We start from the raw sequence: 26,594 nt of genomic DNA on the forward strand, positions 1-26,594 counted from the left end.
CCAACACAAAAACGCCGGGCAGCGATGCTCGGCGTTATTTTGTATCCAACTGTAGAACTTGAACGTTTGTTCGTTCTAAAAATGCATTCGAGATCATAATCAATCCTGTGATGACGAAGAGGGCAGAGAATCCGAAATGGGCCACTACTTGAGACCCGAAGAGCGGTCCAAGTAAATTTCCCATAAACTGTGCCGATTGGTTATAGGAAAAGATTCGTCCAGTCGCCGATACGGGTGTGTGCTGACGAAGAAGTGATTGAACGGACGGCATCAAGGCGGCTGTCGCGAATCCGATTCCGAACCGTAATAGAACCAGCTGGGTCGTCGAGGTGACGAACGCTTGCGGAATCAGGAATAAGCTATAAAGAAGCAGTGCCCAGAATAAAATCCGTTCTGCGCCATATCGGTCGGACAATCGTCCCAAGCGTTGAGCAGAAAAAAGCGCAGCCAGTCCAGGTGCAGATGCGACGATCCCGGCCATAAAGGCGAGAGCGGTCGTATGCGGATTCAGTTCGCGGACGTATAACGTCAACAAAGGACCAATCGATTGTGTCGAAAACTGGGTGAGGAACGTTGTCACGAACAATCCGACAACGAGTTGTGGATGACGTAACGACGTAAAGATGGATTTCATTGAAGCCAGTTCTTCGCGTTTCACGGGGACAAAATCTTCTTTGACGAACCAAAATGTGATTAAGAACGTGAGGAAGAGTGCACTTCCGGTAAAGAGAAAAACGGATCGAAGCCCAATCCAGTCTGCGAGGAGTCCGCCGATGAGCGGACCGAGAAGACCACCGGTGATGCCACCGGTTGACAGGGTACCGAGCGCCCAGCCACTTTTCTCTTTTGGGGTTTGGGAAGCGACCAAGGTGATTCCGGCTGAGATGAAGCCAGAAACGGCACCCATAAGTAAGCGCAACCCGACTAATTGATAGACATCTTGAACGAAGCTGATGAGAAACATGACGATGGCCATACCGAGACTAGCTCGTATGAGCATCAATTTTCTTCCCTTGCGATCGGCCAAGCGCCCCCACATCGGAGATACGATGGCAGCCACGAGGAATGTCGCACCAAATGCGACGGCGGACCAGGTGACGACGTGGTCCGGGTCTGTTACCCCGAGTTGTTCAACGAACAATGGGAGAAATGGTAGGACGAGACTCATCGAAGCGGCGGTCAAGAAACTACCGATCCAAACAACGACTAAATTTCGTTTCCATAGAGGCATCGTAAGCGTCACGACCTTTCTTATTCAATTTATAGTCAACACACTATATGTTACACTTTGTGAACTAAAAAGTCCAAAAAAAGAGAAGGGGAGTCCCTTCTCATTGACCGCTGAGCACAGTGATGTGATTCACTTGGCGGATAATCTGATTGTCGTACAGGACATAGACAGGACCATCCGTGAGCACCTTTCCGTCTTTTGAGAATTGTAAATAGACGCGAGATGCATCATGGAGTGGAATCGTCAACACGGTCTCCCCGTAAAAGCGGATATGCGTCGCCAAATCAACTGGTTCGGCATTATTTATAAATGGTGCGAGCGGCATTGCGAATGAATCACGTAGTGCCGCGTCCTTGTCTTGCCGAGACATCGGTTTATTATGGTCGACTCTAGTCCCTTGTGTCAGCCCATCATCCCATGCTTTCCCCATTTTTGCATAGTAGGCCTCTTGGTCATTCTCTGCCACCGCGTCCAATTCTTCAATTTTTCGTTTCCGATCATCAAAAATCCATACGGTCGGGTCAATCGTTAAAGGATGTCGAACCGATCCGTCTAGCGGAAAAATCATGCTAATATCCCCCTTCATACACATTACACATTTCATTATAGCGCTCTTTCTCTTAAAATGGAAAAGAGGAAGAATGTCGCAATCATCCATACTGTACATTGAATTATGATGAAAGATAATGTACAGTTGAGTTATGACAAACAGTCTGTCATCGTACGGAGGAGGGGTCGTAGTGGCGACAAATTTGGCTGCAATCCAACGGGAGCAAGCGCTTCAGTTACTCGAGGCGGATGCTGAAAAAATCCGTTGTCTGATTGAAGTGCAGTTAGAAAACCTTAAAATGCCGAAGTGCCCGCTTTATGAAGAGGTGCTTGATACACATATGTTTGGACTATCGCGCCAAATTGATTTTGCGGTTCGTCTTGGACTCATTTCAGACATTGAAGGTAAAGGACTGCTCGATTCATTGGAACAAAAGTTATCTGCCTTGGCAGAAGCTTCAGAATTATGAACCTTATACTCAAACTGTGCAAGTGGCGCTGTTTGAGTATTTTTTTATAAAGGTTGTCGGATTGTTTTACATAAGGAAGTGAATACATGAAAACACGGTTTCGGTATTTTGATTTTGCGTTGTTTTTGTCAGTGCTTTTGCTCGTCGGACTGAGCTCGATTATGATTTATAGTGCGAGCGTATGGAATCGTGGGGATTACGCGAATAACAGTTTGTTTTATCGCCAGCTCGTCTATGTCGGAATTGGGATTTTTGTTTACTTGATTGCCTCGCTGTTCCGTTATGAGATGTTTCGGAAAAAAGGACTTCGTCTCAGTCTCTATGCGTTATCCGTCATTTTACTGTTCGTCACGTGGGCCATGCCTCCGTTAAACGGGGCGCGCGCTTGGCTCATCGTCGGTGGATTCACGATTCAGCCGGTCGAAATTGCCAAGTTCGTTCTGATCATCCTGCTAGCGAACTACTATCATGAATTATGGAATAACGAGTTAAAAGGGCTTCCGGGTCGTCTCGCTCGGGCCGCCATCACGAAAAAAGGATGGCGTGCTCAAATCGGGGCCTTCTTCTTAGTACCGGTTCTCTTTTACTTTTCGTTATATGCCATCGCCATCAATGGGCAGCCGGATATGGGAGGGTTATTCGTCCTCGGGTCCATCATGCTTCTCATGTGGTTCGGTGTTGGGGCTCCACTTCGCATCATGATACCAGGAATATTAGCTGGGGTCGGCGCTGTCTTCTTGTTGTTTACGACCATCTTTTCAGAAAATCAACGGAGCCGGATCGAGGTCGTATTTAATCCGTTCATGGACCCGGAAGGTTACGGGCACCAATTGCTCATGTCCATCATCTCCATCGTACATGGTGGGTTGACGGGTGTCGGACTCGGGAACAGTTTTCAAAAGTATGGGTATTTACCAGAACCTGAAACCGACTATATCATGTCGATTATTGCTGAAGAGTTAGGGTTCTTCGGTGTGCTGACGGTTTTGGTACTGCTCTTCTTCATCGCGTTTCGCGCGATTCATATCGCCAATCATGCGGATAGTCATTTTGCGATGTTCGTGTCGTTTGGGATTGCATCACAAATTATTATTCAAACGGCCATCAATATCGGGGCGATGTCCGGTTGGTTCCCAGGGACAGGGGTAACCTTGCCGCTGGTCAGTTATGGGGGAACATCGCTCATCATGATGATGGGTGTACTCGGTGTGCTTAGTAGCATCTCGATGCGTAACCGTCATCGAGAAGCGACACGACGAGAAGAAATTCGGGTGAAGTCAGAAGAAAACGTTCAACGTTCGTCACTTCACGTTGTCAGGTAAGAAAATAACCAAACTTCATTAACGGGGGGATTTCATTTGAAACCAATTAAAAAGTTACTTGTTGCAAACCGTGGGGAAATTGCCATTCGCGTATTTCGAGCGGCAACAGAGTTAGGCATTCGAACGGTAGCTGTCTATTCACAGGAAGATAGCGGTTCGTTACATCGCTTTAAAGCAGATGAGGCCTACTTGATCGGTGTAGATAAAAAACCGATCGATGCATACCTCGATATTGAAGACGTGATCCGAATCGCTAAGGAGTCAGGCAGTGATGCGATTCACCCGGGATACGGATTCCTTTCAGAAAACATCGAGCTTGCAAAACGTTGCCGTGAAGAAGGAATTATCTTCGTCGGTCCTCATGAATCCCATTTGCATGCGTTTGGAGATAAAGTCCGTGCACGTCAAAGCGCCATTTCCGCTGGACTTCCTGTTATCCCAGGTTCAAATGGACCACTTACATCGTATGAGGATGCTGAAGCATTTGCCAAAGAGCACGGGTTCCCGCTCATGGTCAAAGCATCGATGGGTGGCGGAGGTCGCGGGATGCGTGTCATTCGGACGGAAGCGGAAATGAAAGACTTAATCGAACGCGCGAAGTCAGAAGCGAAACAGGCGTTTGGTTCTGACGAAGTGTACATAGAAAAACTCGTCGAACGTCCAAAGCACATCGAAGTGCAAATCCTAGGGGATGAGCATGGTCACATCGTTCACTTGTTCGAGCGTGACTGTTCAGTTCAGCGCCGTCACCAAAAAGTTGTCGAAGTGGCACCGTGTGTGACCTTATCTGATGCATCACGTCAAGCGATTTGTGATGCGGCGGTCCAACTCATGCGACACGTCAAATACGTTAACGCTGGTACAGTCGAGTTCTTGGTGACCGAGGACGAGTCGTTCTACTTCATTGAGGTCAACCCGCGCATTCAAGTCGAACATACGATCACAGAGATGGTGACAGGGTTTGACATCGTTCAAACGCAATTGATGATCGCGCAAGGTGAATCGCTCCACGGCGATATGATTCAAATGCCAAAGCAAGAAGAGATCAAACTTCTCGGTTATGCCATTCAATCACGTGTGACGTCTGAAGACCCAGGTAACAACTTCATGCCGGATACAGGGAAAATCATGGCTTACCGTTCTCCAGGCGGCTTTGGTGTTCGTCTTGATGGCGGAAACGCATATGTCGGTGCAGAAATTTCACCGTATTACGATTCGCTTCTCGTGAAACTGTCGACACACGGCATGACGTTCGAGCAAGCCGCTTCGAAAATGGTTCGAAACTTGAACGAGTTCCGGATTCGTGGAATCAAGACGAACATTCCGTTCTTGATCAACGTGATGAAACATCCGAACTTCATCAATGGGGACTACAACACGTCGTTTATCGATGAGACACCAGAACTGTTCGTCTTCCCGAAACGAAAAGACCGTGGGACGAAATTGTTGAACTATATCGGTGATGTGACAGTGAACGGATTCCCAGGTGTCGGTCTGAAAGACAAGCCGATCAGCCGTTCGGTGCGAATCCCACATGGTCTTCCGTCTGAAGCAAAACCAGGGACGAAACAAATCCTGACGGAACTCGGACCGGACGGCCTTGCCGACTGGATCAAACGTCAACCGGAACTATTGTTGACGGACACGACGATGCGAGATGCGCATCAGTCTTTACTTGCGACACGTATGCGGACGCAGGACATCCTAAACATCGCCGAACCGACAAGTAAACTCATGCCAGAATTGTTCTCGGTCGAGGCATGGGGCGGAGCGACGTTCGATGTCGCTTATCGTTTCTTGTCAGAAGATCCATGGGTACGTCTCATGAAGCTTCGTGAGAAGATGCCGAACGTCTTGATTCAAATGCTGCTCCGCGGTGCGAATGCGGTCGGATACAAAAACTATGCGGACAATGTCATTGAGAAGTTTGTCCATGAAGCAGCATATGCAGGAGTCGACGTGTTCCGAATCTTTGACAGTCTCAACAACCTAGAATCGATTCAATTGGCAATCGATGCGACACTTCCGACTGGAAAAGTGGCGGAGGCGGCCATCTGTTATACGGGAGACTTGTATGATGGCAACCGTCCGAAGTACCACCTTCCGTATTACATCGACCTCGCGAAGAAACTTGAGGCGAGTGGCGCGCATATCTTGGCAATCAAGGACATGGCAGGTCTATTGAAGCCGGAATCGGCCTATGCACTCGTATCGGCATTGAAAGATGCCGTCGATTTGCCGATTCACTTGCATACGCATGATGCCTCTGGGAACGGGATCTTCACATATGCTCGTGCAACAGATGCCGGTGTCGACATTGTTGACGTTGCCGCAAGTTCCATGTCCGGAATGACTTCGCAACCTTCGGGTGGAAGCTTAGTGTATGCGCTCAACCATCACGAGCGTCAACCGAAGATCGATCCAAAGCAATATGAAGTGATCAGTGATTATTGGCAAGACGTTCGTCACAACTATGAACCGTTCGAGAGCGATATGCGTGCTCCGCATCCGTCTGTTTATGAGCACGAGATGCCAGGTGGTCAATACTCGAACCTTCAACAACAAGCGAAAGCGGTCGGTCTCGGTGATCGTTGGGGAGAAGTTAAAGCGATGTACGCCCGAGTCAATATGTTGTTCGGAGATATCGTTAAGGTTACTCCTTCTTCAAAAGTTGTAGGGGACATGGCGCTCTTTATGGTGCAACACAACTTATCGGAAGAAGATGTGATGACGCGTGGTCATCAACTGGACTTCCCAGACTCAGTCGTGGAAATGATGCGCGGGGAGCTTGGGACACCTCCTGGAGGCTTCCCGAAAGATGTTCAACAAGTCATCTTAAAAGGCGAGGAACCATTGAATGTTCGTCCTGGTAAACTGATCAAACCATATGACTTTGAATCGTCTCGGGAAGAGTTGTTTAAGAAATTCGAACGACCGGTCACCGATTTTGAACTTCTCGCCCATGCCCTTTATCCGAAGGTATATGAGGACTATGTCAAACATACGACGACGTATGGGGACGTATCCGTACTCGACACGTTGACGTTCTTCTATGGACTAAATGTAGGAGAGACCATCCAAGTCGAAATCGAGACAGGGAAAACGTTAATCATCAAACTCGTTCAAGTGAGTGCGCCAAACGAGGATGGCATTCGTCTCGTCTCGTATGAGATGAACGGGGTTCCGCGTGAAATCGAGATTAAAGACGTGAACGTCAAATCGGCAACGACAAGCCGTCCGAAAGTGGACCGTTCGAACGTGAAACAAGTCGGCGCCTCAATGCCGGGGTCTGTTTTGAAAGTATTGGTCGAACCAGGTAGTCGCGTACATCGTGGAGAGCAGTTGCTCGTCACGGAAGCGATGAAAATGGAGACGACGATTCAAGCGGCACAAGATGGTGAAATTAAAGCCATTCATATTAAAGAAGGCGACACAATACAAAGTGACGACTTGTTGATTGAATTTGTATAATCAAAAGAAGCATAGTTCGCTATGCTTCTTTTTTGTAGATGGGAGTGGGAATGATGAAACGAGTATGTTGGTTTCGATCGGATTTCAGATTGACCGATAATCATATGCTTCACCGGGCGCTGAACGATATGGAGGATGGGGATGACCTCGCTTTCGTCTTTTGGCTAAATCCGAAATACTGCGATCCGTTTGAAGTGCGTCACGATTATTTCTTCTCGACGATGCGGACGTTTATGGATGATTTAGAATCGAAAGGATTAGGACTTCGAGTGCTTGTCGCGGAATCAGAGAACGATTTCGTGAAACAGCTCGGGGAGATGGATGTACTTTACTTCAATGCGGAGTATGTGGAACCGTTCAAGCAACGAGACGATCGTGTCATCGAAGCTCTTAGTGAAGAGGTGAAAGTCGTACGACTCCTTGATCGACATCTGTTTCATCCCGATGCGTTTCGTACGAAGAGTGGGGATTCGTACAAAGTGTTCACCCCGTTCAAAAAAGCAGCTTATGCCGAACAGCCTCCAAAACCATATGATGTTGATGTCGACCGATTAAAGCATTTCATCAGCTCAGAAAATGAGCAACCGAGTGAGCTGAAGGACTTGTTCAAACGCTGTGAGCGAGAATGGAAAGGGTTAGGAGAGACCGAGGCGAAGAAACGCTTGACCCGTTTCGTCAATGATCGCATGGTTGACTATGACGAAAAGCGTGACATTCCGAGCATCGCTGGAACGAGTCGATTATCTCCATACTTACGAACCGGGGTGTTATCGATTCGTACCATCACCGAGCAGGTGCTGTCCGCAAGACAATCAAAAGGACGCAACACGTATTACGATGAATTGTTGTGGCGTGAATTTTACTATATGGTGATGGCGAAGTTCGACGGATTGAAAGACAATCCGTTCAATGAAAAATATAAAGCGCTTGAATGGGAAGACGATGTGGCGCAGTTTGAGAAATGGTGTAATGGAGAGACCGGCTATCCGATCGTTGACGCGGCGATGCGTCAGTTGAATGAGACGGGTTGGATGCACAACCGCCTGCGGATGATTGTTGCATCGTTCTTGACGAAACATCTCCTTCTCGACTGGCGAAAAGGAGAGCGCTATTTCGAACGGAAATTGATTGATTACGAGGCGTCATCGAATATTGGTGGGTGGCAATGGGCAGCCTCTGTCGGGACGGATGCTGCTCCATATTTCCGCATTTTCAATCCGACGACACAATCCGAACGATTTGACCCTGACGGAACGTTCATCCGGAAGTATGTGCCGGAGCTGAAACATGTGACGGACAAATCGATACACTTTCCGGACCCGGCAGAGCGAGAAGATTATGCGATGCCGATTGTCGATCATAAAGAAGCGAGAGAACGAGCCCTCGAAAGATTTAAAGAATTATAAACAAAAAAGCGCCGCGGCGCTTTTTTGTTTGGTCATCCGTTCATGTTTTTGAGTTGAGTCCCACCTTGTCGTGCTGTCGATCGGTATGCGTGATAAGAAAGATAAGCGAGGATACCGAAGTAGCAAGTGATTAAGAATGCGTGAAGGAGTGGCACATATGTGGCGTGTCCGCCGAGAACGATCCAAGCACCTGTTCCGACTTGAAGCAGAATGAAGAATAGAGAAGCCATCATGCCTCGTTCGATTAATTGGTTCGCCTCTTTTCGTACTAAGTAAAGAACATATAGCGTATACAAGACGAGTATACCCGCCATGATCCGATGCCCCATTTGCACGTATGATTCAAACGTCCATACATTTTGTTCACAGATTGGCCAACCGACACAAGCGTATGTGGCACCGAGATGTCGGACGTAGGCTCCTGTGTATACGACGACCATCGTGTAGAGGGAGAGGCCATATAAGTGGAACCGTAATCGGTTCGATACCACCTTATGTTCGCGGTCCCCTTCGAATAAGAGAATGGTCAAAATCAAGAGCGATGCGAATGAAACGAGAGAAATTCCGAAGTGCAGTGCCAGAATGGCGTCTGATTGTTGCCAAATGACAGCGCCTGCTCCGATGATCGACTGGATGAGCATGAAGATGAATGCGAGAAACGCAAAGATTTTCACATCGACCCGATGTTTGACCGCGATGAACGTCCAAATCGCGAGTGCGATGATGAGGAGTCCTTCAACACCTGATACGACCCGATGACTGTATTCGATCATCGTCTCGACACTCGGGTTGGTCGGGATCAATTTCCCATGGCAGAGTGGCCAGTCTGTTCCACAGCCATCCCCAGAGTCCGTCTTCGTCACGGTTCCACCCATGATGAGGACAAGCATCATCCCGAGGGTGACAAGCCCTGAGAAAAACGCGAGTTTTTTATGCATGCATTACCACCTGCTTCTAATCAAAATCCGATAAAAATGTACCTTGTTTATTTATATTTTTTTCGCCATACTTATTATACGGCTTTCCGTTCAAAAAACGAAATGGAAAAGCTTGCAATCGTTATCAAAAACGTTATTCTAATATTAGCAAAGCACATAAGGTGTGACAAATATCACACTATTGACACAAAAAACTCGCTATTTTACAAGCATAAAGGGCGTATTTTTTAAAAAAATATGGTATCTTTGTAGAGAGTTAAGTGTATTTTGTTCATATTGTGTTTTTTCTGTGAAGAGAATGCGAGGATTTCGTGATTATGTGGGGGGGTCAGTATGACAAAAGTCAACCCAGGGATGACGGTAGATGTAGAGTATACAGAGTCAACGTCATTCCGAGATTACGTCGCCTTAGCGAAAATGGGAATCGTTCGCGCCAACCTGTTGTTGGTGTTTGCGGGATTCTTCGTGGCAGCGACGTACCAGAGCGATACGCCAGTCCTTTACTTGTTTGAAGTTTGGCCACAGCTCTTATTAACGATGTTAGGAAGCGCACTCGTGATTTCGGGGAGTTGTTACCTAAACAACTTTGTGGACCGAGATATCGATTACTTAATGGATCGTACGGACAATCGACCGAGTGTAACCGGCAAGATTTCAGGAGAGAAGATATTACTTCTCGGATTGACACAACTTGCAATCGGAACACTTTTATTGCTCCTTGTATCGTACGTCGCCGCAGTATTCGGTTTAATCGGGGCATTTTTTTATGTCGTGATTTATACGATGTGGCTGAAGCGTACGAGTACGCTCAATACAGTCGTCGGTAGTATTTCGGGAGCCGTTCCACCACTGATTGGATGGGCAGCATTAGACCCGACACTTCATATCGATGCGTGGCTCATGTTCCTTGTCATGTTCTTATGGCAACCACCACACTTCCTGGCGCTCGCCATGCGACGGACGGAAGAGTATCGAGCGGCAGGCATTCCGATGCTTCCGGTCGTGAACGGATTTGCCATCACAAAACGGCAAATCATCTGGTGGATTGCGACGCTGATTCCAGCATCGCTCTTATTTATGCATTACGGTCTTGTTTACTTGACAGTCGCAGCCGGTTTAGGGGGCTACTGGTTGTATCTCGGATTGAAAGGATTCAAAGCCGAGGATGAAATCAAGTGGGCAAACAAAATGTTCTTCTATTCATTAATTTATTTAGTCGTGTGGATTATCGCGCTGATTTTGACTGCAGCATTGGCATAATCGCACTCACTATATAGAAAACCATTACACATCATTTTGGGAGAAAGTGGGGATTGTTGTGAAATCATTTAAGAAGCTTCTGTTTGGCATCGTCCCGATGATGATGTTCGCAGTCCTGTTATCAGGTTGCGGTCAAGAGGGATTGTCTGCATTGAAGCCGATGGGAGAAGGGGCTGAGCTTCAGCTCCGCATCATTCTCATCAGTTTGGCGATCATGCTCTTCGTACTCATCATCGTCACGGTCATTTACGTGTTCGTGCTTATGAAGTTCCGTCGGAAAGATGAATCGATTCCGAAGCAAGTTGAAGGTAGCAGTACACTTGAGATGATTTGGACAGTCGTTCCGATTATACTTCTCGTCATTCTCGCTGTACCGACAATCACAACGACTGTCGAACTCGCGAAAGCGAAAGAAGCGAAAAAAGAAGAAGAAATCAACGTTACAGCAAACTTGTACTGGTGGGAATTTGAATATCCAGAAGCAGGCGTTGTAACAGGGCAAGAACTCGTCATCCCAGTTGGGAAACGAGTAGGAATCAACTTGACGTCTAAAGATGTCATTCACTCATTCTGGGTACCGGCTTTGTCTGGTAAAACAGATACGAACCCAGGACTTGATAACGAAATGTGGTTACATGCAAATGAACCAGGTACTTACTATGGGAAGTGTGCCGAGCTTTGCGGTCCGTCACATGCCCTCATGGACTTTAAAGTCATTGCGCTCGAGCAAGAAGATTACGACAAATGGCTCGAAGACATGAAAGCGAAACAAGACGAAAACGCTGAAAAACTTGTGGCAGATAACGCAAACTTGACGACAGGTGAAGAAGTGTATGTCCAAAGCTGCTTAAGCTGTCACGGTGGCGGTAAAGTCGCACCTAGTTTAACGAATTTCGGAGATCGTGAATGGCTCACAGGTTACCTTGAAAACAACGAGGACAACTTGAAAGAGTGGATTCGCAACCCGCAAGACAAAAAACAAGGGGCTAAAATGCCAGCTTTCAATGAGGGTCAAATCAGCAACGAAGAGTTAGACGCACTCGTTGACTTCTTGTATGAGCAGAAAATTGACTAACGGGAAAAGGGGGATTTCACGTGGCACAGACCACTGCAATGCAGCAATCGCGTAAATACAATGGCATTATGGATTGGATTACGACGGTTGACCACAAAAAAATCGGTATTTTGTATTTGTTCTCAGGAATCTTCTTCCTCCTTCTCGGTGGAATTGAAGCATTAATGATTCGTTGGCAACTTGTCAAACCAATGAACGACTTCGTCAGCGGTGAGACGTTTAACCAGTTGATTACGATGCACGGGACGACGATGATCTTCCTAGCAGCGATGCCGATGTTATTCGGTTTCATGAACGCTGTTGTCCCACTTCAAATCGGAGCGCGCGACGTTGCGTTCCCTTATGTAAACTCATTAGGTTTTTGGTTGTTCTTCTTCGGGGGAGTCATGCTGAACTTAAGCTGGTTCTTCGGAGCTGCACCGAACGCAGGATGGACAGCTTATGCACCACTTTCAACACAACCTGAAGCGAGCGGTGTAGACTTCTACGCACTCGGACTTCAAATTTCAGGTTTCGGTTCGTTGATGGCCGGGATTAACTTCCTCGTCACAATCTTGAACATGCGTGCGCCAGGTATGAAACTGATGCGTATGCCACTCTTCACATGGACGACGTTCGTTGCATCTGCATTGATCGTCTTCGCATTCCCGCCACTTACGGTCGGATTGTTCATGTTGATGTTTGAGCGACTCTTCGGAGCTGCATACTTCGACCCAGCAATGGGCGGGAACATCGTCATCTGGGAACACCTTTTCTGGATCTTCGGTCACCCGGAAGTATACATTTTGATTTTACCGGCATTCGGTATTTTCTCGGAAATCATTCCGACATTCGCGCGTAAACGCCTCTTCGGTTACACGACGATGGTCTTCGCAACAATGCTCATCGGTTTCCTCGGATTCATGGTTTGGGTTCACCACATGTTCACAGTCGGTCTTGGTCCAGTTGCGAACTCAATCTTCGCAGTCGCGACGATGGCGATTGCCGTACCGACCGGTGTTAAAATCTTTAACTGGCTCTTCACACTGTGGGGCGGTCAGATTAAATTTAACGTGGCCATGCTCTATTCAGTCGCGTTCATTCCTTCATTCCTCGTTGGTGGGATGACAGGGGTTATGCTCTCAGTTGCTCCGGCTGACTATCAGTACCACGATAGTTACTTCGTTGTCGCTCACTTCCACTACGTTATCGTAGGTGGGGTTGTATATGGTCTTTTCGCAGGACTTTACTACTGGTTCCCACTTATGTTTGGTAAAGCGCTATCTGAGAAACTCGGTTACTGGCAGTTCTGGTTATTCTTTATCGGGTTCCACTTGACGTTCTTCCCGCAACACTTCCTCGGATTGTTCGGTATGCCACGTCGAGTCTTCACATACCTTGGTGGCCAAGGTTGGGATACCCTCAACTTGCTTTCGACAGCAGGGGCATTCTTCATGGGTGTATCCACGATCGTCTTGCTCATCGCCGTTGTGAAAGCCTTTATGTCAAAAGAACGCGTCAAACCAGACCATTGGGGAGACGGACGTACGCTTGAGTGGTCACTTCCTGTACCAACTCCTGAGTACAACTTTGCTCAAACGCCACTCGTCAAAGGTCTTGATACACTTTGGCTCGAGAAGATGGCGGGGAACAAGCGTGTATCTGTTTCTGAAGAAGTGACAGACATCCACATGCCGAATAACTCGATTATTCCGTTCTTCACATCACTCGGTCTCTTCATCGCTGGACTCGGTGCGATCTTCCACTTGGATAACTCTGTGGTCGGTTGGTCACTCATTGGAGTTGGATTAGCGATGACGTTCGTTTCGATGTTCCTACGTTCATGGATTGACGATCATGGCTACTACATTCCGAAGTCTAAAGTCGAAGCAGACTTGAAGGCGATTCGCGAGAAAGGAGAACAATAAATGGCACATGCAGTTGAAAAACACCCAGTGACCGGAATTCCGGCCAACCCAGAGAAAGCAACGCTGGAAGGGAAAAATAAATATGTGGCCTTCTGGTTCTTCCTTGGTGGAGAGACGGTCCTCTTCGCCTCGCTCTTTGGAACGTATGTCGGTCTCTTAAACTCTGGCGCGCCAGAGGAGTTACGTTCATACAATATCTTTGAGATGGAGCTCGTCTTTATTATGACGATGCTCCTCCTCACAAGTTCACTTACAAGTGTTCTTGCGATGATGAATATGAAAGCAAATAATACGGGTCGCATGAAACTTTGGTTGATTGTGACACTCGTTCTTGGAGCAGGATTCCTAACTGCAGAGATTTACGAGTTCATTCACTACTACCATATCGGTCACACGTTTACGTCAAGCGCGTTCGGTTCAGCCTTCTATACGTTAGTCGGTTTCCACGGTGGACACGTGACGTTCGGTCTTCTTTGGATCACGACACTCTTGATTCGTAACTGGAACCGTCCGATCGATGTATACAATGCACCAAAATTCTATGTATCGAGTCTATACTGGCACTTTATCGACGTTGTTTGGGTCTTCATCTTCTCAATCGTCTACCTCTTAGGGATGGTGAGCTAATATGGAAAAACGATCAATGAACGAAACACACAGACAGTTAGAACTTGAAATGAAAGCAGAATCAAAACGCGAGTATCAACTTCAGTTGATCAGTTTCGCGATGATGATCTTGCTCACATTCGTAGCATTCGGAGCCGTTTATGCGGAATTGATGCCAGTGTGGGCAGCAGGTGGTTTCTTAATCATCTTGGCGATCATTCAAGTATTCTTACAGTTGTATATTTTCATGCATATGAATAACCGTGGGAACACGTGGATCGTCGGTATGATGTGGTTAGGCATCTTTGTCGCCATCATCACGGTCGCTGCACTACGCTTACTCATTTGGTAATTGTGACAAAGGATTGAACATCTGTGGAAACACGGATGATTCGGTCCTTTTTCCTTTACTTCAAAAATGAATGAATAGTAATCTTGAAGTGAACGGTTTCAAAGGTCAGGGAGAGAAAGAAAAGGGGTGAACGGATGCTCTGGAATACGTCGGAGCTGCTCAATCAATTTGATTGGCTCACGTTATGGAGTCCGCTGTTCGGATTGCTCATGGTCGGGATTTATGTACTATACGCCGTCGTGACAGAGAGAATGGCGAAGCGAGGATATGCCTCGACCACGTTATTACAAAAGTTTAGTATGTTGTTCGCGATTTTGTTGTATTATATCGGTTTTGGAAGTCCAATCGATGTATTGGCTCATATCATCTTATCGGTGCATATGTTCCAAATGGTGCTTGTTTATATTTTGGCACCGGCTCTCGTTGTATACGGACTCCCATACTGGGTGTTTGAAAAATTACTTAGCTTTAAAATCATTGGACCAACGTTTCAATTTTTAACAAAGCCACTGATTGCACTTTTATTATTTAACGCATTGTTCTCTATCTATCATATGCCGGTCGTGTTCGATTACGTATTGACGAACTACGGGGTGCACCGAATTTTCCACGGCTCGTTAGTCGTCTTTAGTTTGACGATGTGGTATCCGGTCATCGTCCCACTCGTCTCAGACGAGGAAGAAGGCATGTCAGACTTGAAACGAATGGTGTACATTATCGCTAACGGAGTATTGTTGACACCTGCTTGTGCACTGATCATCTTTAGCCAGACAACGCTTTATAACGCCTATACGGACGTCCAGACGTTCGCTTCGGTGCTCGGGTATTGTCTACCGAACGGAGATGTATCGGGAATCGATTTGGAGGCGTTGATGGGTGCGACGAACAGTGCACTCGAAGACCAGCGTTTCGGTGGGGTCTTGATGAAACTCGGTCAAGAGCTCGTATATGGGTTCTTTTTCGGATGGACGTTCTTCGGTTGGGTACGACGGACGAAATCCCTTGCTGTAGATGAAGGCATGTCCTTCACACCACAAGAGACAAATGAGAAAAACTAAACAGAACAAAAAGGGGAAACATTGATGAACTACCTTGCCTTAATTAGTGTGTCATTCATCGTCATCAGTGCGATACTTGTCGCCATTGGATGGGTGATTATCGCAAAAGACCGCAGCAACATTGAAAAACATAAAAAAGTGATGACAGCTGCTGCGATTGCGGCGACTACTTTCTTCATCCTTTATGTGTCACGAACCGTGTTTGTCGGAAACACAGCGTTCGGGGGACCAGATTCGATTAAACCGTATTATCTCGGCTTTATGATCTTCCATATCTTATTGGCGACAACAGGCGGTGTCCTTGGATTGATTTCGCTTTATCTCGGTTACAAAAATAAAATCGAGAAACATCGCAAAATCGGACCGAAAGCCTCAGTGATTTGGTTCTTCACAGCCATCACAGGTGTCATCGTCTATGTCCTTCTCTACGTGGCATATGACCCGGGTGAGACGACGAACGTATTCCGCGCAATAATCGGAGGATGATCCATAGAGAGGGAGAGCTATATGAAACGGAATAGCTATATGACGGTCGGCTTGACCGTCCTGACGCTTGCCGTCATCGGAGTAGCAGTATATTTTATATTCTTTAATCAAGAGGATTTACCGGTCATTCAAGAACCGACGCCGTTCACATTGACGAACGCGTTAAACGAAGAAACATTCAATTCTGATGATGGAAAAGTAAAGATTGTGACATTCTTTTACACGAATTGTCCAGATATTTGTCCATTGACGCTACGTGATTTCATGAAGCTTGAAAAAGAATTAAAGGCCGAAGGATTATACGGCACAGATGTAGAACTCGTGGCGATCACGGTTGATCCTGAGGTCGATACCGTGCCAGTTCTTCAAAACTACGGAGAAGCATTCCAAGCAGATCCGACCGGGTGGAAGATGTTGACGGGTGAGCAAGTGGATATTGATCGAATTACACGTCAACTTCAATTCTATTATTCGAAGGCGAACAGCGGTCTCGTGACTCACGCGACAACGATGTACGTCATCGACCGTCATCACGATGTACGTGCTGTCGCGCAGATGGCAACGGCAGGGGATGAGCCGGTCGATATCGAATCTATCATGGAGGACGTGAAAGTGCTCGCGAATGAAAAGGAGTGATCACCATGAACGATACGATGGCTGTGATTGGGAATGACTATTCATACGGAGATGTGACGATTGCAGAACGGGCGATTGAAGATTTGATCGCCTGTAGCGCGATTGAGTTCGGCTTAAAGGAAGTAAAAGTCGTCTCTCGCTCGAAAGACCACTATGATTATCAAATCATTGCACCATTATCACTCGTCGAGGCAGAGCGATTGTATCGCTATGTTCGAGACCAATTCGATTTATTGCTCGGTCAAGTCGATGTGACGTTGACCGTCATTGCGACCAATTAATATAAGCCCACAGAAGCGAATTTGCTTCTGTGGGCTTTGTTTTATAATCGTATTTATTAGTGAGCTTGATAAAGGATTAATATCATATTTTTTTGTGGGTCATGAAAAAGTTCTGCAAAGAAGCAATACCCATCTTGAAAGTCATCTAGGTCTGCTTCATTTGAAAGTACGATATGAGATTTGTATGACTCGTTCCATTGAGATCGAATATCGCTGATTGATTGAGGTTCTAATATATTTCGATCATGTATTTGATAAGTTGAGAGATAAAGAGTCTGGATGGATTCAGAACAAATCATTTGTTCTAATTCATTGATTGAATCAGGCAGAGGAAGCACTTCTAATTGGATGCGTGACGCTCCAGTGTATAAGATGTTGCCCTCTCTTTCAAAATAAATCGAGTGATTCAAGGTCGGGAGCCTCCGATCTAGTCAAAAAAACAAACCCCTTCGCTTATGCAAGGGGTTTGACTTCTAGTGTTTCAGCGAGTGCCTTTAAGCGGCGCTCACAGTCGCGGACGATTTCATCTGGGAAGACTTCATCGTATTCAACACCGTGTGGGTAATAATGCTTTCCTAAAATCGGAGTGAGCATTTTGACAACAGCGTGACGATCCTCGATTTGACCTTCGATTGCGTATACAGGTAAGCGAAGATAGAATGTTTCGCCAGTCGATTGTTTCTCATATTTCATATCATACGTGGCACGCTCGTAATCCCAAGCACCTTCACGGATGAAATGATGATGATCCATGATCGTCTCGAGCAAACCAAAACGGATTTCTTTTCCCTCGATGTGGAACTGCTCAAATTTCATCATAATCCCCCTTTTCGAATAAACCTCATATGTCATCATACCATATTCAAAAACGTTCTTGGAATAACGTGTGTTCAAATTGTGAAAAAAAGATGAACGATTGATTAGCTTATTGAATTTAAGTACTCCTCGATTTTTTGAGGAAGTTTCACGCCGAGTGGAAGCAGTCCTTCCGAGCCGAAAAAGACGTTGAACTCCAAAATATAAAATCCATCTTCTGTCACAATGACATCGAATGCTGCGTGGTTGATGGATAAGGTGTTCGCGATGGATTTAACTTCTTTGACGACATCTTCCGGGATATCTTCATAAGAGAAGTTGGCGCCTTGGGCAACGTTGTTTAAAAAGGCTTCACTGACACGCCAATAGGCACCGACGACTTCTTCTCCGATGACGATGACTCGTAAGTCACGATCGTTCGGGATGAACTCTTGGACGTAAAACGTATCGTGTTTTTCAACGTACTCTAGCCAGTCTTGATCATTTTTAATCAACCATACGCCTTGCCCCATTGACGATTTAGCTTTTTTGGCAACGAACGGGTAGTGGAACTCTTCCAAAACGCGTTCAATCGTGTATGGGTTTTTCCCGTAAATTAACGTCTTCGGAATGCGATGAGGATATGTCGCCTTGAAGGCACGTGTCATCTCAATTTTGTCGTGCCCGAGATGATAAGTCGCAGGTGACGGGAAGATGGCTTTATTCATCCCGTATATGATGGAATTGACCATCCAATACTCGGGAAACAGGACGAGGTCGGCAGCGCGCACCTTGTCGAGCTGGTCAAAATAGTATTCAGGTTTCGCATAGTCCGTTTTGATACCGGCCGATCGAATCATATTAAAAGAAACTTTTTTCATAAGTAGACGCATGGGTTGCGTCTATTCACTTCCTTTCTACATAGAACGCCTTACGGTCAACTTCAATTATAGTGTGGATTGCTTACATAGGGAAACAATTGTGGTAAAATCATGGCAGAAAGGGTGAGGGGTATGATAATCACTGAACAGACGATTGCCCTGCTCGATCAAACTGAAGAATTGACCGATTTGATTGAAGCAAGCGAATCGTTTCAAACATATATTCAAACGAAAGCGGCACGTCTCGCTTCACAAGAAGCAAAGGAGATTGAGCGTGAGTTTTTGAAGATGAAAGAGGACTACGAATATGTCCAACGTTTCGGAAAACACCATCCGGATCACGATCGCATCAAAAAAGAGATGCATCTCATCAAACGTCGTCTCGACGTTCAACCGGAAATCGCTGCGTTCAAAAAAGCGGAACGTAATCTAGACAAGTTATTAGGGGAAGTGAGTGAACTGTTGGCTCACTCAGTCTCTCCTCAAATTAAAGTTCCGACCGGCAATCCATTCTTCGACCAAGGTGGATGTTCCGGTGGGGGCAGTTGTGGAGGAGGCGGAAGTTGTGGATGCGCCGTCTAAGTTGAATGAACGGATTGGTTTCGTCGTATACGTGAATTCCTTGAAACAAGTGAAAGCACTCAGACGTTATGCGAATCTGTACTTTGTCTCAAAACGAGAGAAATATGCGTTTCTTTATACAGACCTCGACGGCCATGAAGCCGTACTCGAACAAGTGAAGTCATTGCCGTTCGTGGAAGCGGTCGTTCGAAGCGAACGTCCATTCATTTCTGAGACGTACGAGACAAAATCGAAATAAACCAAAAGATGAAGGTGGAATCACCTTCATCTTTTCTGCTGGAGGGAAAGACATGCGTGTCATATCTGGAGAACGAAAAGGGACCCGATTAAAGGCGGTACCTGGGTCGGCGACGCGACCGACGACAGATAAAATGAAAGAATCATTATTTAATATCATCGGACCTTATTTTTCAGGAGGAAAAGCGTTAGACCTCTATGCGGGCAGTGGGGGGCTCGGGATTGAGGCGTTGTCGAGAGGGTGTGACGAAGCCATCTTTGTCGATCGTCAACCGAAAGCCGTACAAACGATTCAAGAAAACTTGCGAGCGACCCATTATGAAGCAAAGGGAAAAGTATATCGTCAAGACGCAAAGGCTGTACTTGAACAGCTTGCAGGACAAGACGAAGCATTTAAACTCATTTTTATGGATCCTCCGTATCACGCAGAGGAACACGTGATGTTCCTACAGAGGATTGATGAGGCGAACTTGTTACTAGACATTGGCGTCATCGTCTGCGAACACGGGAGTGGTGTGACGTTACCGGATCGTGTAGGACGTTTAGAACGAATTAAAGAACAGCGATACTCAGATGTCATCACCATCAGTTTTTATGAGTACGCGTCGGAGGAGTGACACGATGAAACGCATTGCGATTTGCCCGGGTAGCTTTGACCCGATTACGAATGGACACTTAGATATTATTGAGCGAGCGGCGGCCATCTTTGACGAAGTCATTGTCGCCGTGTTGGAAAACTCGAGTAAGGCACCTTTGTTTGATGTGGATGAACGGTTAGAGTTGATCCGTGATGTGACGACACATCTGCCGAACGTGACAGCTGATGCGTTTGGCGGACTTCTTGTCGAATATGCTGCAGAACGTGAAGCAGCGACGATCGTACGCGGACTCCGTGCAGTTTCTGATTTTGAGTACGAGCTTCAAATCGCTTCAATCAATAAGAAGTTGAATGAGAACGTGGAAACCTTGTTCATGATGACGAACAGTCAATACTCGTTCCTTAGCTCGTCGATCGTCAAAGAAGTGGCGAAATACGGTGCATCGGTCAGTGAACTCGTCCCAACGCAGGTTGAAGTGGCATTACGTAAAAAATATCAAGTGGGCTCTGAACAATGAAATCATTAAAAATCGGACTCGGGTTGCTCGCAACCGTGCTCCTCTTCTTATTCGTTCCACTTCCTTACTACATCTCATCACCTGGTGCAGCGACTTCAATTGAAGAGTTCCTGACTGTCGAAGGGGGCGAGAAGGATGAAGGGGAACTGATGATGGTGACTATCTCGCAACGAAGAGCGACTCCGTTTTGGCTAGTGGAAAGTTGGGTCACACCATTTACGGAAGCCAATTTATCTAGTCGTTATTTATACGATGGAGAGAGCGAGGCGGATTACGACCGTCGTCAACAATTATTAATGGACTCCTCTCAACAAGCGGCGATTCAATATGCCTACAAATTGGCCGGTAGAGACGTCATCGTCGATTTTGAAGGAATTTACGTATCGGCTCCGATCCCCGGAACGCTTGCGGCAAACGTCTTGAAGCCTGGTGATGTCATCACGGCGATCGATGGGATGTCTTTTGCGACACGAGGGGACTTCTTGAACCGCGTGGCTGAATTTGAAGCAGGGGATGAAGTGAAGTTGACGATTGAGCGGGACGGGGAAGAGCGTGTCGTCAAGACGCTCATTCAACCGATTGACCAAAGTGGGAATCGGGTCGGAATCGGGATTTATGAACCGCTTCCCGTTCAAAAGATCACAGCGGACCCTGAAGTGAATGTCGAACTGACGAATGTCGGCGGACCGTCTGCCGGTCTCATGTTTACTCTTGAAATCTATGATCAATTGACACCGGGTGATTTGGCGAAAGGGAAAAAAATTGCTGGGACAGGTACCGTCGATGAAGAAGGAAATGTTGGACCGATAGGGGGCGCCTGGCAAAAAATTGTCGCCGTGGACGAAGAAGAGGCGGAAGTCTTTTTTGTGCCAGCCGGTTCAAATTATGACGAAGCGATGGAATCACGCGACCGTCTCGACAGTGACATTCAAGTTGTCCCTGTGAAGACGGTCGAAGATGCGATTCGTTATTTAGGAGAGATGAACTGAGGACGTTGCCGATGCTCGATCAATGCCTCGTTCTGAAGCGGGAGTCGATACGCTTCGGTGACCCGGGCCTCGAAATCGAGCCGTGCATCGAATTTACTGAGGAGTGGGACGTCTTCTTTCACATCCCGTAATGCGCGTCGACCGATTTCATTAAAAGCGAGCGGCCTCACGTAAGGGATATCATCAAAACGTGTCGGTGCCTCCTCCTTTAACCAATGCAGGAGAACGGAGACGAACGCCCGCTGAATGGCAGTGCGCGTGTAGCGGCGTGTCGACACGACAGCAAGCGCGCGTTCAAACGATCGTTCGAGACCTGATTGTTTAAGCCGTGGGGCAAGAGACGAATCAATCCCGACGAACTCGGTCAGCGTAGTGAGGGGGAGGGTCCTTAATTTATATTGAAGGGCGGGCCAATACAGTTCCCAGTGAGTCATCGCTTGCGTTTGGAACATCGCTTCCGTTGAAGATGGTACGGCACGAACGTTACCTGTCTCTAAATAATGGGCCCGAATGCCTGTCGCTGACATGATATCCATCACTGATGGATCGTGATAGTCCGCACCGAGACGTTTGACTGTATGGAGTTGAAGTGATGTGGTTGCTTTGGCATAATGATAGGCCAAGATGTTATTCGGACGCGTCAAATCGAATGTCGGATACACCGTTTGAAAGGCACGACTAGACGCCTGTGCCGGAGAATGACCATCCTGCAACGCTTGGCGAAGTGCTGTTTTATAAAGAAGGGACTCTTCTACATTTGATTGGGCTGCATGGAGGATGGCATCTACATCGCCACTCTCGCTTCCGAACGATAGCGTCTGGCAACGGAGCTGTTCTGCAATCGAGACGGAGGCTTTCGCAAACCGATCGGCACGCTGGACCCCGTATTGGGTCGGTAGCTCGATGACCAGGTCGATGGCCCCACTCTCCACGGCGGCCTTAGCCCGTTTCCACTTGTCAAATGAAGCAGGTTCACCCCGTTGTGTGAACTGGGCACTCATGATGGCAATCATGACATCTGCCCCAGTTTCTTGCCGTGCAGTTTGCGCTTGATAAAAGTGTCCGTTATGAAACGGATTGTACTCTGCAATAATGGCCGTCTTTTGCATGATTTACTCCTTTGCATTGTCGTATGGATTGGTGTAAGATGAGTAAGTACGCTTTGGCAAAGCGCCGTCGTCAACTGATTTTAGTGTAAAGAAAAAACATTGACAAAACAAGTTGGCCTATCTATAATTCATATTGTTGCAATTGAGGTGATTCGGATGAAATGGTCTATTGCACAGCTACTTAAGCTCCGAAACCAGGGTGACGGTTTTACGATCGACGAGATGGTAGAACTACCAGAGCTGACTCAGCTCCATCCGGATATCCGTTCGATTCGCCCGGTGCATGTGCACGGGGATGCATCGTTCACATCTAATCAAGTTACATTCAATCTGAAGATTCAAGGTGACCTGACGTTGCCAGATGCGCGAACGTTAGAAGATGTCACTTATGAATTCGATATTGAATCGCTCGAGCCTTTCTTTTTGGAGAATGGGCGTTATACGGAGCAATTCGATGACGTGAATTTGCCAGAAGGAAATACAATCAGTCTTGTGCCGATTGTAAAAGAGCTCATCATGTTAGACGTCCCGATGCAAGTTTACGGGAACGAAACAGACAAAACTCAGGTTGAAGGAGAAGGCTGGACGCTCACTGACGAACAGCCGGAAGCCCAACCAAAAATTGACCCGCGATTCGCGGGACTGGCCGACCTGTTCTCGAAAAAAGAGAACGAGGAAGGTTAACTTTTCAAGGAGGTGGACAACGATGGCAGTACCATTCCGTAGAACGTCGAAAACTCGCAAACGTCTTCGTCGTACTCACTTCAAACTCAACGTACCTGGTATGAACGAGTGCCCGAACTGTGGCGAAATGAAACTTTCACACCGTGTTTGCAAATCTTGCGGACATTACAACGGTAAAGAAGTAACAAGCAAATAATGCTTGAAGGAGTGACCTGATTTCAGGTCACTCCTTTTTTGTTTGCGATTTTTGGGTCATGATGAAAAGTTGTGGTAAACTTTTTGTGCGAAAAAAGTTCTTTTAGGAGGAGGTCGACGATGAACTCCATCAAACGGATTGGCATCATCGGGAACGGAGCGGTTGGATTGCTGATGGCTTCCGTGCTCGCGGATGATTATGAGGTGACGATCTACGGAAGAAGTGCGACAGCTAGTGAAATTTTGATTACGAGGACCGGAGTGACAGAGGGGACAGCGCGCGTTTCGTTCCGGTCTAGTCAGGTGCTAGAAGAAACGGAACAGGACGTTTTCTTTGTGACGACGAAAGCTCACCAAGTCGAGGAGGCGACGGCACGGCTTTCGGGGAGGGTGCCTGTTTTTATTTGTTCGAATGGAATCGCACACCTCGATTATGCGAAGCGTCGTGGATTTCATGTAGGCGTAATTGAGCATGGTGTGACGAAGCACGGTGATGTGATTGAGCATCGTGGGCTCGGACGAATTCGAATCGGGAGTATGACCAATCTTGATCCGATACGATTTGCTGACAGTCCGCTACATATTACGTGGGAAGAAGACATTGAACAGGTTATAATCGAAAAGTTGTTCGCGAACGCCATTATTAATCCAATCACAGCCTTATGTCGTGTCCCTAACGGAGCGCTTGCGACTGCACCGTATCGTGAAATCGCACAGTCCATTTACGATGAGTTGCTACCGTTGTTCAAACATGATGTTCCCTACGCCTATATCGATTCGATTATCGAACATACGGCGAACAATCGCTCCTCGATGCTTCGAGATCTCGAAGAAGGCAGAACGACGGAAGTCGACGCGATCTTGAAACCAGTGATTGAAAAAGCGGAAAAAATGCAAGTTTCAATCACCGTAATTCCCCTTCTACATAAACTGATTCAAGGAGCGAGCGCATCGTGCTAGTGTATATTGTTTCATTTCCACTCATCTTATGGTTTATGGTGTATATGATACTTAGAAAAATTATGCCGAAATCAATTAACGCATTCAAACTCGCATGTGACACCGGGGTCGTCCTTTGGTTTTATGCATGTGGAGTGTTACTAGAGGCAATCGTCGGGACGGAAGTGTTTCTATTACTCCTTGCTGCCTGTTGTGCCATCTTTCCGATTCATGCAATCTGGCAACGGATTCGCTATGAGGAAGTGTTGTTCACGAAGATGTTCGTCCACGGATGGCGGTTGCTCTTCTTGTTACTCGTCCCAACACATGCGGTTTTATTCGCAATTGGCGTAGCCAGAGAAATGATCCGTTGATTGATTGAAAGGAAGTTGTTATACGTGAAGGTAGAAGCATTTGACGCCCAATATGCCCCATCGTCTCCAATGATTCAAATTGATCGAGGCTATGAGCGCTGGCTTGATTATCAAGGTATGGATGATGTCGAAAAACGTGTTGAGGAAATTACAAATCGTTCCTATGAACATCTGCATGACCTTGTCCGAATTTTAAAAGAACAGCAACGACAGTTCGGGGAACTATCGGACGAGCTATCAGCGAACCTTGAGTTGCTCGAACAGCGAGAAGCATATGTCATGGTGACAGGACAACAGGTTGGTGTATATGGGGGGCCACTATTTGCCGTTTACAAATTGTTGGCGGTAATCAAGCGGGCGAAGCAGGCCGAAGTTACATTAGGGAAGCCGGTTCTCCCGATTTTCTGGATGGCGACGGAAGATCATGACTTTGCGGAAATCAACCACGTCTTCACAACACAACCGTTTTCTCGAAATTTGAAAAAAGACACGTTGTCATCGTTGCCATTGGCAGGAAAAGCATCGGTAGGGGACTTGGAGTTTGAACGGGTGAAGCTCGATCTTGTTCAAATGGCGCAACGTCTCCTATTAAATGAGACGGAGACGCCGCACACATCGCGGTTGTATCATGAATTGATTGATCTCATTCAATCGAGCCATTCGTTCGCTCAATTTTTCGGTGGGATGATGCGTCGATTCGTCGGAACCGACTTCTTGTTGTTTGACCCCCATGCACAAGATGTACGCGCCCTTGAGCGACCAATGTTCCGCCGCCTTATCGAACGTCATGATGCGCTCCACGAAGCGCTCGCACATGCTTATGAAGAAGGGATGCCGTCGGTTGAATTGAACAAAGAGGCCGCACATTTGTTTTATCATGACGGCACGCGGGAACTCCTCACGAAAAGTGATGGCGTCTATACGACGAAGCGTGGACATCGCTTCACAGAAGCGGAACTGATTGCGGAGATTGAGGCGCACCCAGAACGTTTTTCTAACAACGTGATCTCAAGGCCGCTCATGCAGGACTACTTGTTCCCGACGCTTGGATACGTTGCGGGTCCTGGTGAAATCGCCTATTGGTTACAACTTCGACCATTATTCCACACATTGGGATGGAAGATGCCGCTCCTGATGCCACGACTTGGTGCTGTAATCGTGTCAAGAAACGATGAGAAGAAGCTTCGTCAAGAAGGTGTGACGTTAGAAGAATATATGACACAGCCTCTCCCGGACCATGCGTTTGATGATGAAGCGTTTGAGGAGAAGTTGTATGCGTATCGGGCGCTCACGGAAGCGATCTGTCAGGAAGCACGCAAGCAGGGAAGACGTTTCGAATTGAAGTCGAGACATGTTCTTGAACGGTTGGCCGATGAGATGCGTGCCGAGTCAAAACGAGAACAATATCGATTGAACGCACGCCGAATTCACCTGTCGACTCGATTGTTCCCGATGGACGCACCGCAAGAGCGCATATTATCGATGGTTCCCATGTTGAATCGTCATGGATTAGACGTTTTTCGTCGATTGAAACTCGCTTATGAACAGTCTGATTCTGAACGATGTTTGTTCCGAGTCTAATTGATGATTGAAGAGCTCTTGACACCTGTCGAGAGCTTTTTTTTGTTGTTACCTTTTTGTTTCC

Annotated in this window: 30 protein-coding genes; 23 read left to right on the forward strand and 7 right to left on the reverse strand. The window is 46.9% G+C overall.

The window, feature by feature from the left end:
• Positions 1-34: 34 nt before the first annotated feature.
• Positions 35-1,231 carry a multidrug efflux MFS transporter gene (locus tag KNO94_RS00330; protein WP_214776725.1) on the reverse strand — a complete coding sequence of 399 codons (1,197 nt, stop codon included), beginning with the start codon at positions 1,229-1,231 and terminating at the stop codon, positions 35-37.
• A 100-nt stretch (positions 1,232-1,331) separates the two neighbouring features.
• Complete coding sequence (locus KNO94_RS00335; protein ID WP_214776727.1) at positions 1,332-1,799, reverse strand: hypothetical protein; 468 nt, start codon at positions 1,797-1,799, stop codon at positions 1,332-1,334.
• A 172-nt stretch (positions 1,800-1,971) separates the two neighbouring features.
• Between KNO94_RS00335 and KNO94_RS00340 the strand changes: the two genes are divergently transcribed.
• From KNO94_RS00340 to KNO94_RS00355, 4 genes are all read left to right on the forward strand, one after another.
• On the forward strand, positions 1,972-2,250 hold the full coding sequence (locus KNO94_RS00340; protein ID WP_015881276.1) for an Fpa/YlaN family protein: 279 nt from the start codon (positions 1,972-1,974) through the stop codon (positions 2,248-2,250).
• An 86-nt stretch (positions 2,251-2,336) separates the two neighbouring features.
• Entirely contained in the window at positions 2,337-3,572 is a 1,236-nt protein-coding gene (locus KNO94_RS00345; RefSeq protein WP_214739919.1) for an FtsW/RodA/SpoVE family cell cycle protein, read from the forward strand.
• A gap of 36 nt (positions 3,573-3,608) precedes the next feature.
• On the forward strand, positions 3,609-7,043 hold the full coding sequence (locus KNO94_RS00350; protein ID WP_214776729.1) for a pyruvate carboxylase: 3,435 nt from the start codon (positions 3,609-3,611) through the stop codon (positions 7,041-7,043).
• Positions 7,044-7,096: 53 nt separating this feature from the next.
• The gene (locus KNO94_RS00355) at positions 7,097-8,449 is read left to right on the forward strand and encodes a cryptochrome/photolyase family protein (protein WP_214776731.1); all 1,353 of its coding nucleotides are present in this window, start codon (positions 7,097-7,099) and stop codon (positions 8,447-8,449) included.
• A gap of 32 nt (positions 8,450-8,481) precedes the next feature.
• On the opposite strand, the gene KNO94_RS00360 is transcribed toward KNO94_RS00355, so the two are convergent.
• Positions 8,482-9,387 (reverse strand): COX15/CtaA family protein, encoded by a 906-nt coding sequence (locus tag KNO94_RS00360; RefSeq protein ID WP_214776733.1) that lies wholly within the window; start codon positions 9,385-9,387, stop codon positions 8,482-8,484.
• Between the two features lie 333 nt (positions 9,388-9,720).
• Between KNO94_RS00360 and cyoE the strand changes: the two genes are divergently transcribed.
• The 9 genes from cyoE to KNO94_RS00405 all read left to right on the forward strand — a co-directional run bounded on the left by cyoE (position 9,721) and on the right by KNO94_RS00405 (position 17,048).
• Positions 9,721-10,647 (forward strand): heme o synthase, encoded by a 927-nt coding sequence (gene cyoE / locus KNO94_RS00365; protein WP_214776735.1) that lies wholly within the window; start codon positions 9,721-9,723, stop codon positions 10,645-10,647.
• 58 nt (positions 10,648-10,705) lie between these two features.
• Entirely contained in the window at positions 10,706-11,722 is a 1,017-nt protein-coding gene (coxB, locus tag KNO94_RS00370) for a cytochrome c oxidase subunit II (RefSeq protein WP_353047808.1), read from the forward strand.
• 38 nt (positions 11,723-11,760) lie between these two features.
• A complete protein-coding gene (gene ctaD, locus KNO94_RS00375; protein WP_214742358.1) occupies positions 11,761-13,629 on the forward strand; it encodes a cytochrome c oxidase subunit I in 1,869 nt (622 codons plus the stop codon).
• Complete coding sequence (locus KNO94_RS00380; protein ID WP_214739928.1) at positions 13,630-14,256, forward strand: cytochrome (ubi)quinol oxidase subunit III; 627 nt, start codon at positions 13,630-13,632, stop codon at positions 14,254-14,256. It begins immediately after the preceding gene.
• A gap of 1 nt (position 14,257) precedes the next feature.
• A complete protein-coding gene (locus KNO94_RS00385) occupies positions 14,258-14,587 on the forward strand; it encodes a cytochrome C oxidase subunit IV family protein (RefSeq protein ID WP_214739930.1) in 330 nt (109 codons plus the stop codon).
• A gap of 134 nt (positions 14,588-14,721) precedes the next feature.
• The gene (locus KNO94_RS00390; protein WP_214739932.1) at positions 14,722-15,645 is read left to right on the forward strand and encodes a cytochrome c oxidase assembly protein; all 924 of its coding nucleotides are present in this window, start codon (positions 14,722-14,724) and stop codon (positions 15,643-15,645) included.
• A gap of 24 nt (positions 15,646-15,669) precedes the next feature.
• Positions 15,670-16,131 carry a DUF420 domain-containing protein gene (locus KNO94_RS00395; RefSeq protein ID WP_214776736.1) on the forward strand — a complete coding sequence of 154 codons (462 nt, stop codon included), beginning with the start codon at positions 15,670-15,672 and terminating at the stop codon, positions 16,129-16,131.
• Positions 16,132-16,152: 21 nt separating this feature from the next.
• Positions 16,153-16,767, forward strand: coding sequence for an SCO family protein (locus tag KNO94_RS00400; protein WP_214776738.1), 615 nt, complete (start codon positions 16,153-16,155; stop codon positions 16,765-16,767).
• Between the two features lie 5 nt (positions 16,768-16,772).
• Positions 16,773-17,048, forward strand: a complete 276-nt coding sequence (locus tag KNO94_RS00405; protein ID WP_015881289.1) for a hypothetical protein — start codon at positions 16,773-16,775, stop codon at positions 17,046-17,048.
• Positions 17,049-17,104: 56 nt separating this feature from the next.
• Here KNO94_RS00405 and KNO94_RS00410 read toward each other — a convergent pair whose 3' ends face one another.
• The 3 genes from KNO94_RS00410 to KNO94_RS00420 all read right to left on the reverse strand — a co-directional run bounded on the left by KNO94_RS00410 (position 17,105) and on the right by KNO94_RS00420 (position 18,724).
• Positions 17,105-17,458, reverse strand: coding sequence for a hypothetical protein (locus KNO94_RS00410; protein ID WP_214776740.1), 354 nt, complete (start codon positions 17,456-17,458; stop codon positions 17,105-17,107).
• A 43-nt stretch (positions 17,459-17,501) separates the two neighbouring features.
• Entirely contained in the window at positions 17,502-17,864 is a 363-nt protein-coding gene (locus KNO94_RS00415) for a YugN family protein (RefSeq protein WP_214739940.1), read from the reverse strand.
• 104 nt (positions 17,865-17,968) lie between these two features.
• A complete protein-coding gene (locus KNO94_RS00420) occupies positions 17,969-18,724 on the reverse strand; it encodes an ATP-grasp domain-containing protein (protein WP_251125750.1) in 756 nt (251 codons plus the stop codon).
• Between the two features lie 132 nt (positions 18,725-18,856).
• Between KNO94_RS00420 and KNO94_RS00425 the strand changes: the two genes are divergently transcribed.
• Genes KNO94_RS00425 through KNO94_RS00445 form a run of 5 tightly spaced genes read left to right on the forward strand, consistent with a single transcriptional unit; the run spans position 18,857 to position 21,648 of the window.
• The gene (locus tag KNO94_RS00425) at positions 18,857-19,306 is read left to right on the forward strand and encodes a YlbF/YmcA family competence regulator (RefSeq protein WP_214739944.1); all 450 of its coding nucleotides are present in this window, start codon (positions 18,857-18,859) and stop codon (positions 19,304-19,306) included.
• On the forward strand, positions 19,290-19,544 hold the full coding sequence (locus KNO94_RS00430) for a YlbG family protein (protein ID WP_353047809.1): 255 nt from the start codon (positions 19,290-19,292) through the stop codon (positions 19,542-19,544). Before KNO94_RS00425 ends, KNO94_RS00430 begins: the two co-directional genes overlap by 17 nt.
• Positions 19,545-19,596: 52 nt before the next feature.
• Positions 19,597-20,160 carry a 16S rRNA (guanine(966)-N(2))-methyltransferase RsmD gene (gene rsmD / locus KNO94_RS00435; RefSeq protein WP_214776742.1) on the forward strand — a complete coding sequence of 188 codons (564 nt, stop codon included), beginning with the start codon at positions 19,597-19,599 and terminating at the stop codon, positions 20,158-20,160.
• 4 nt (positions 20,161-20,164) lie between these two features.
• A complete protein-coding gene (gene coaD, locus KNO94_RS00440; RefSeq protein WP_214776743.1) occupies positions 20,165-20,659 on the forward strand; it encodes a pantetheine-phosphate adenylyltransferase in 495 nt (164 codons plus the stop codon).
• Positions 20,656-21,648: a SepM family pheromone-processing serine protease gene (locus tag KNO94_RS00445; RefSeq protein WP_214776744.1), complete on the forward strand. Its 993-nt coding sequence runs from the start codon at positions 20,656-20,658 to the stop codon at positions 21,646-21,648. The genes coaD and KNO94_RS00445 overlap by 4 nt, the downstream gene beginning before the upstream one ends.
• On the opposite strand, the gene KNO94_RS00450 is transcribed toward KNO94_RS00445, so the two are convergent.
• Positions 21,627-22,757 carry a tRNA(Met) cytidine acetate ligase gene (locus KNO94_RS00450; protein ID WP_214776745.1) on the reverse strand — a complete coding sequence of 377 codons (1,131 nt, stop codon included), beginning with the start codon at positions 22,755-22,757 and terminating at the stop codon, positions 21,627-21,629. The two genes, KNO94_RS00445 and KNO94_RS00450, sit on opposite strands and share 22 nt — an antisense overlap.
• Positions 22,758-22,913: 156 nt before the next feature.
• Here KNO94_RS00450 and KNO94_RS00455 point away from each other — a divergent pair, with 156 nt between their 5' ends.
• The 5 genes from KNO94_RS00455 (at position 22,914) to bshC (ending at position 26,530) form a co-directional block, all read left to right on the forward strand.
• Positions 22,914-23,441 (forward strand): YceD family protein, encoded by a 528-nt coding sequence (locus KNO94_RS00455; RefSeq protein ID WP_015881299.1) that lies wholly within the window; start codon positions 22,914-22,916, stop codon positions 23,439-23,441.
• 22 nt (positions 23,442-23,463) lie between these two features.
• Positions 23,464-23,637, forward strand: a complete 174-nt coding sequence (gene rpmF / locus KNO94_RS00460) for a 50S ribosomal protein L32 (RefSeq protein WP_015881300.1) — start codon at positions 23,464-23,466, stop codon at positions 23,635-23,637.
• Between the two features lie 119 nt (positions 23,638-23,756).
• Positions 23,757-24,596, forward strand: a complete 840-nt coding sequence (locus tag KNO94_RS00465; protein ID WP_214776746.1) for a ketopantoate reductase family protein — start codon at positions 23,757-23,759, stop codon at positions 24,594-24,596.
• Entirely contained in the window at positions 24,596-24,949 is a 354-nt protein-coding gene (locus tag KNO94_RS00470) for a DUF3397 domain-containing protein (protein ID WP_353047820.1), read from the forward strand. The genes KNO94_RS00465 and KNO94_RS00470 overlap by 1 nt, the downstream gene beginning before the upstream one ends.
• 24 nt (positions 24,950-24,973) lie before the next feature.
• Entirely contained in the window at positions 24,974-26,530 is a 1,557-nt protein-coding gene (gene bshC / locus KNO94_RS00475; RefSeq protein ID WP_214776749.1) for a bacillithiol biosynthesis cysteine-adding enzyme BshC, read from the forward strand.
• Positions 26,531-26,594: the final 64 nt, after the last annotated feature.

Source organism: Exiguobacterium sp. s22 (assembly GCF_018617455.1).
Lineage (GTDB): Bacteria > Bacillota > Bacilli > Exiguobacteriales > Exiguobacteriaceae > Exiguobacterium.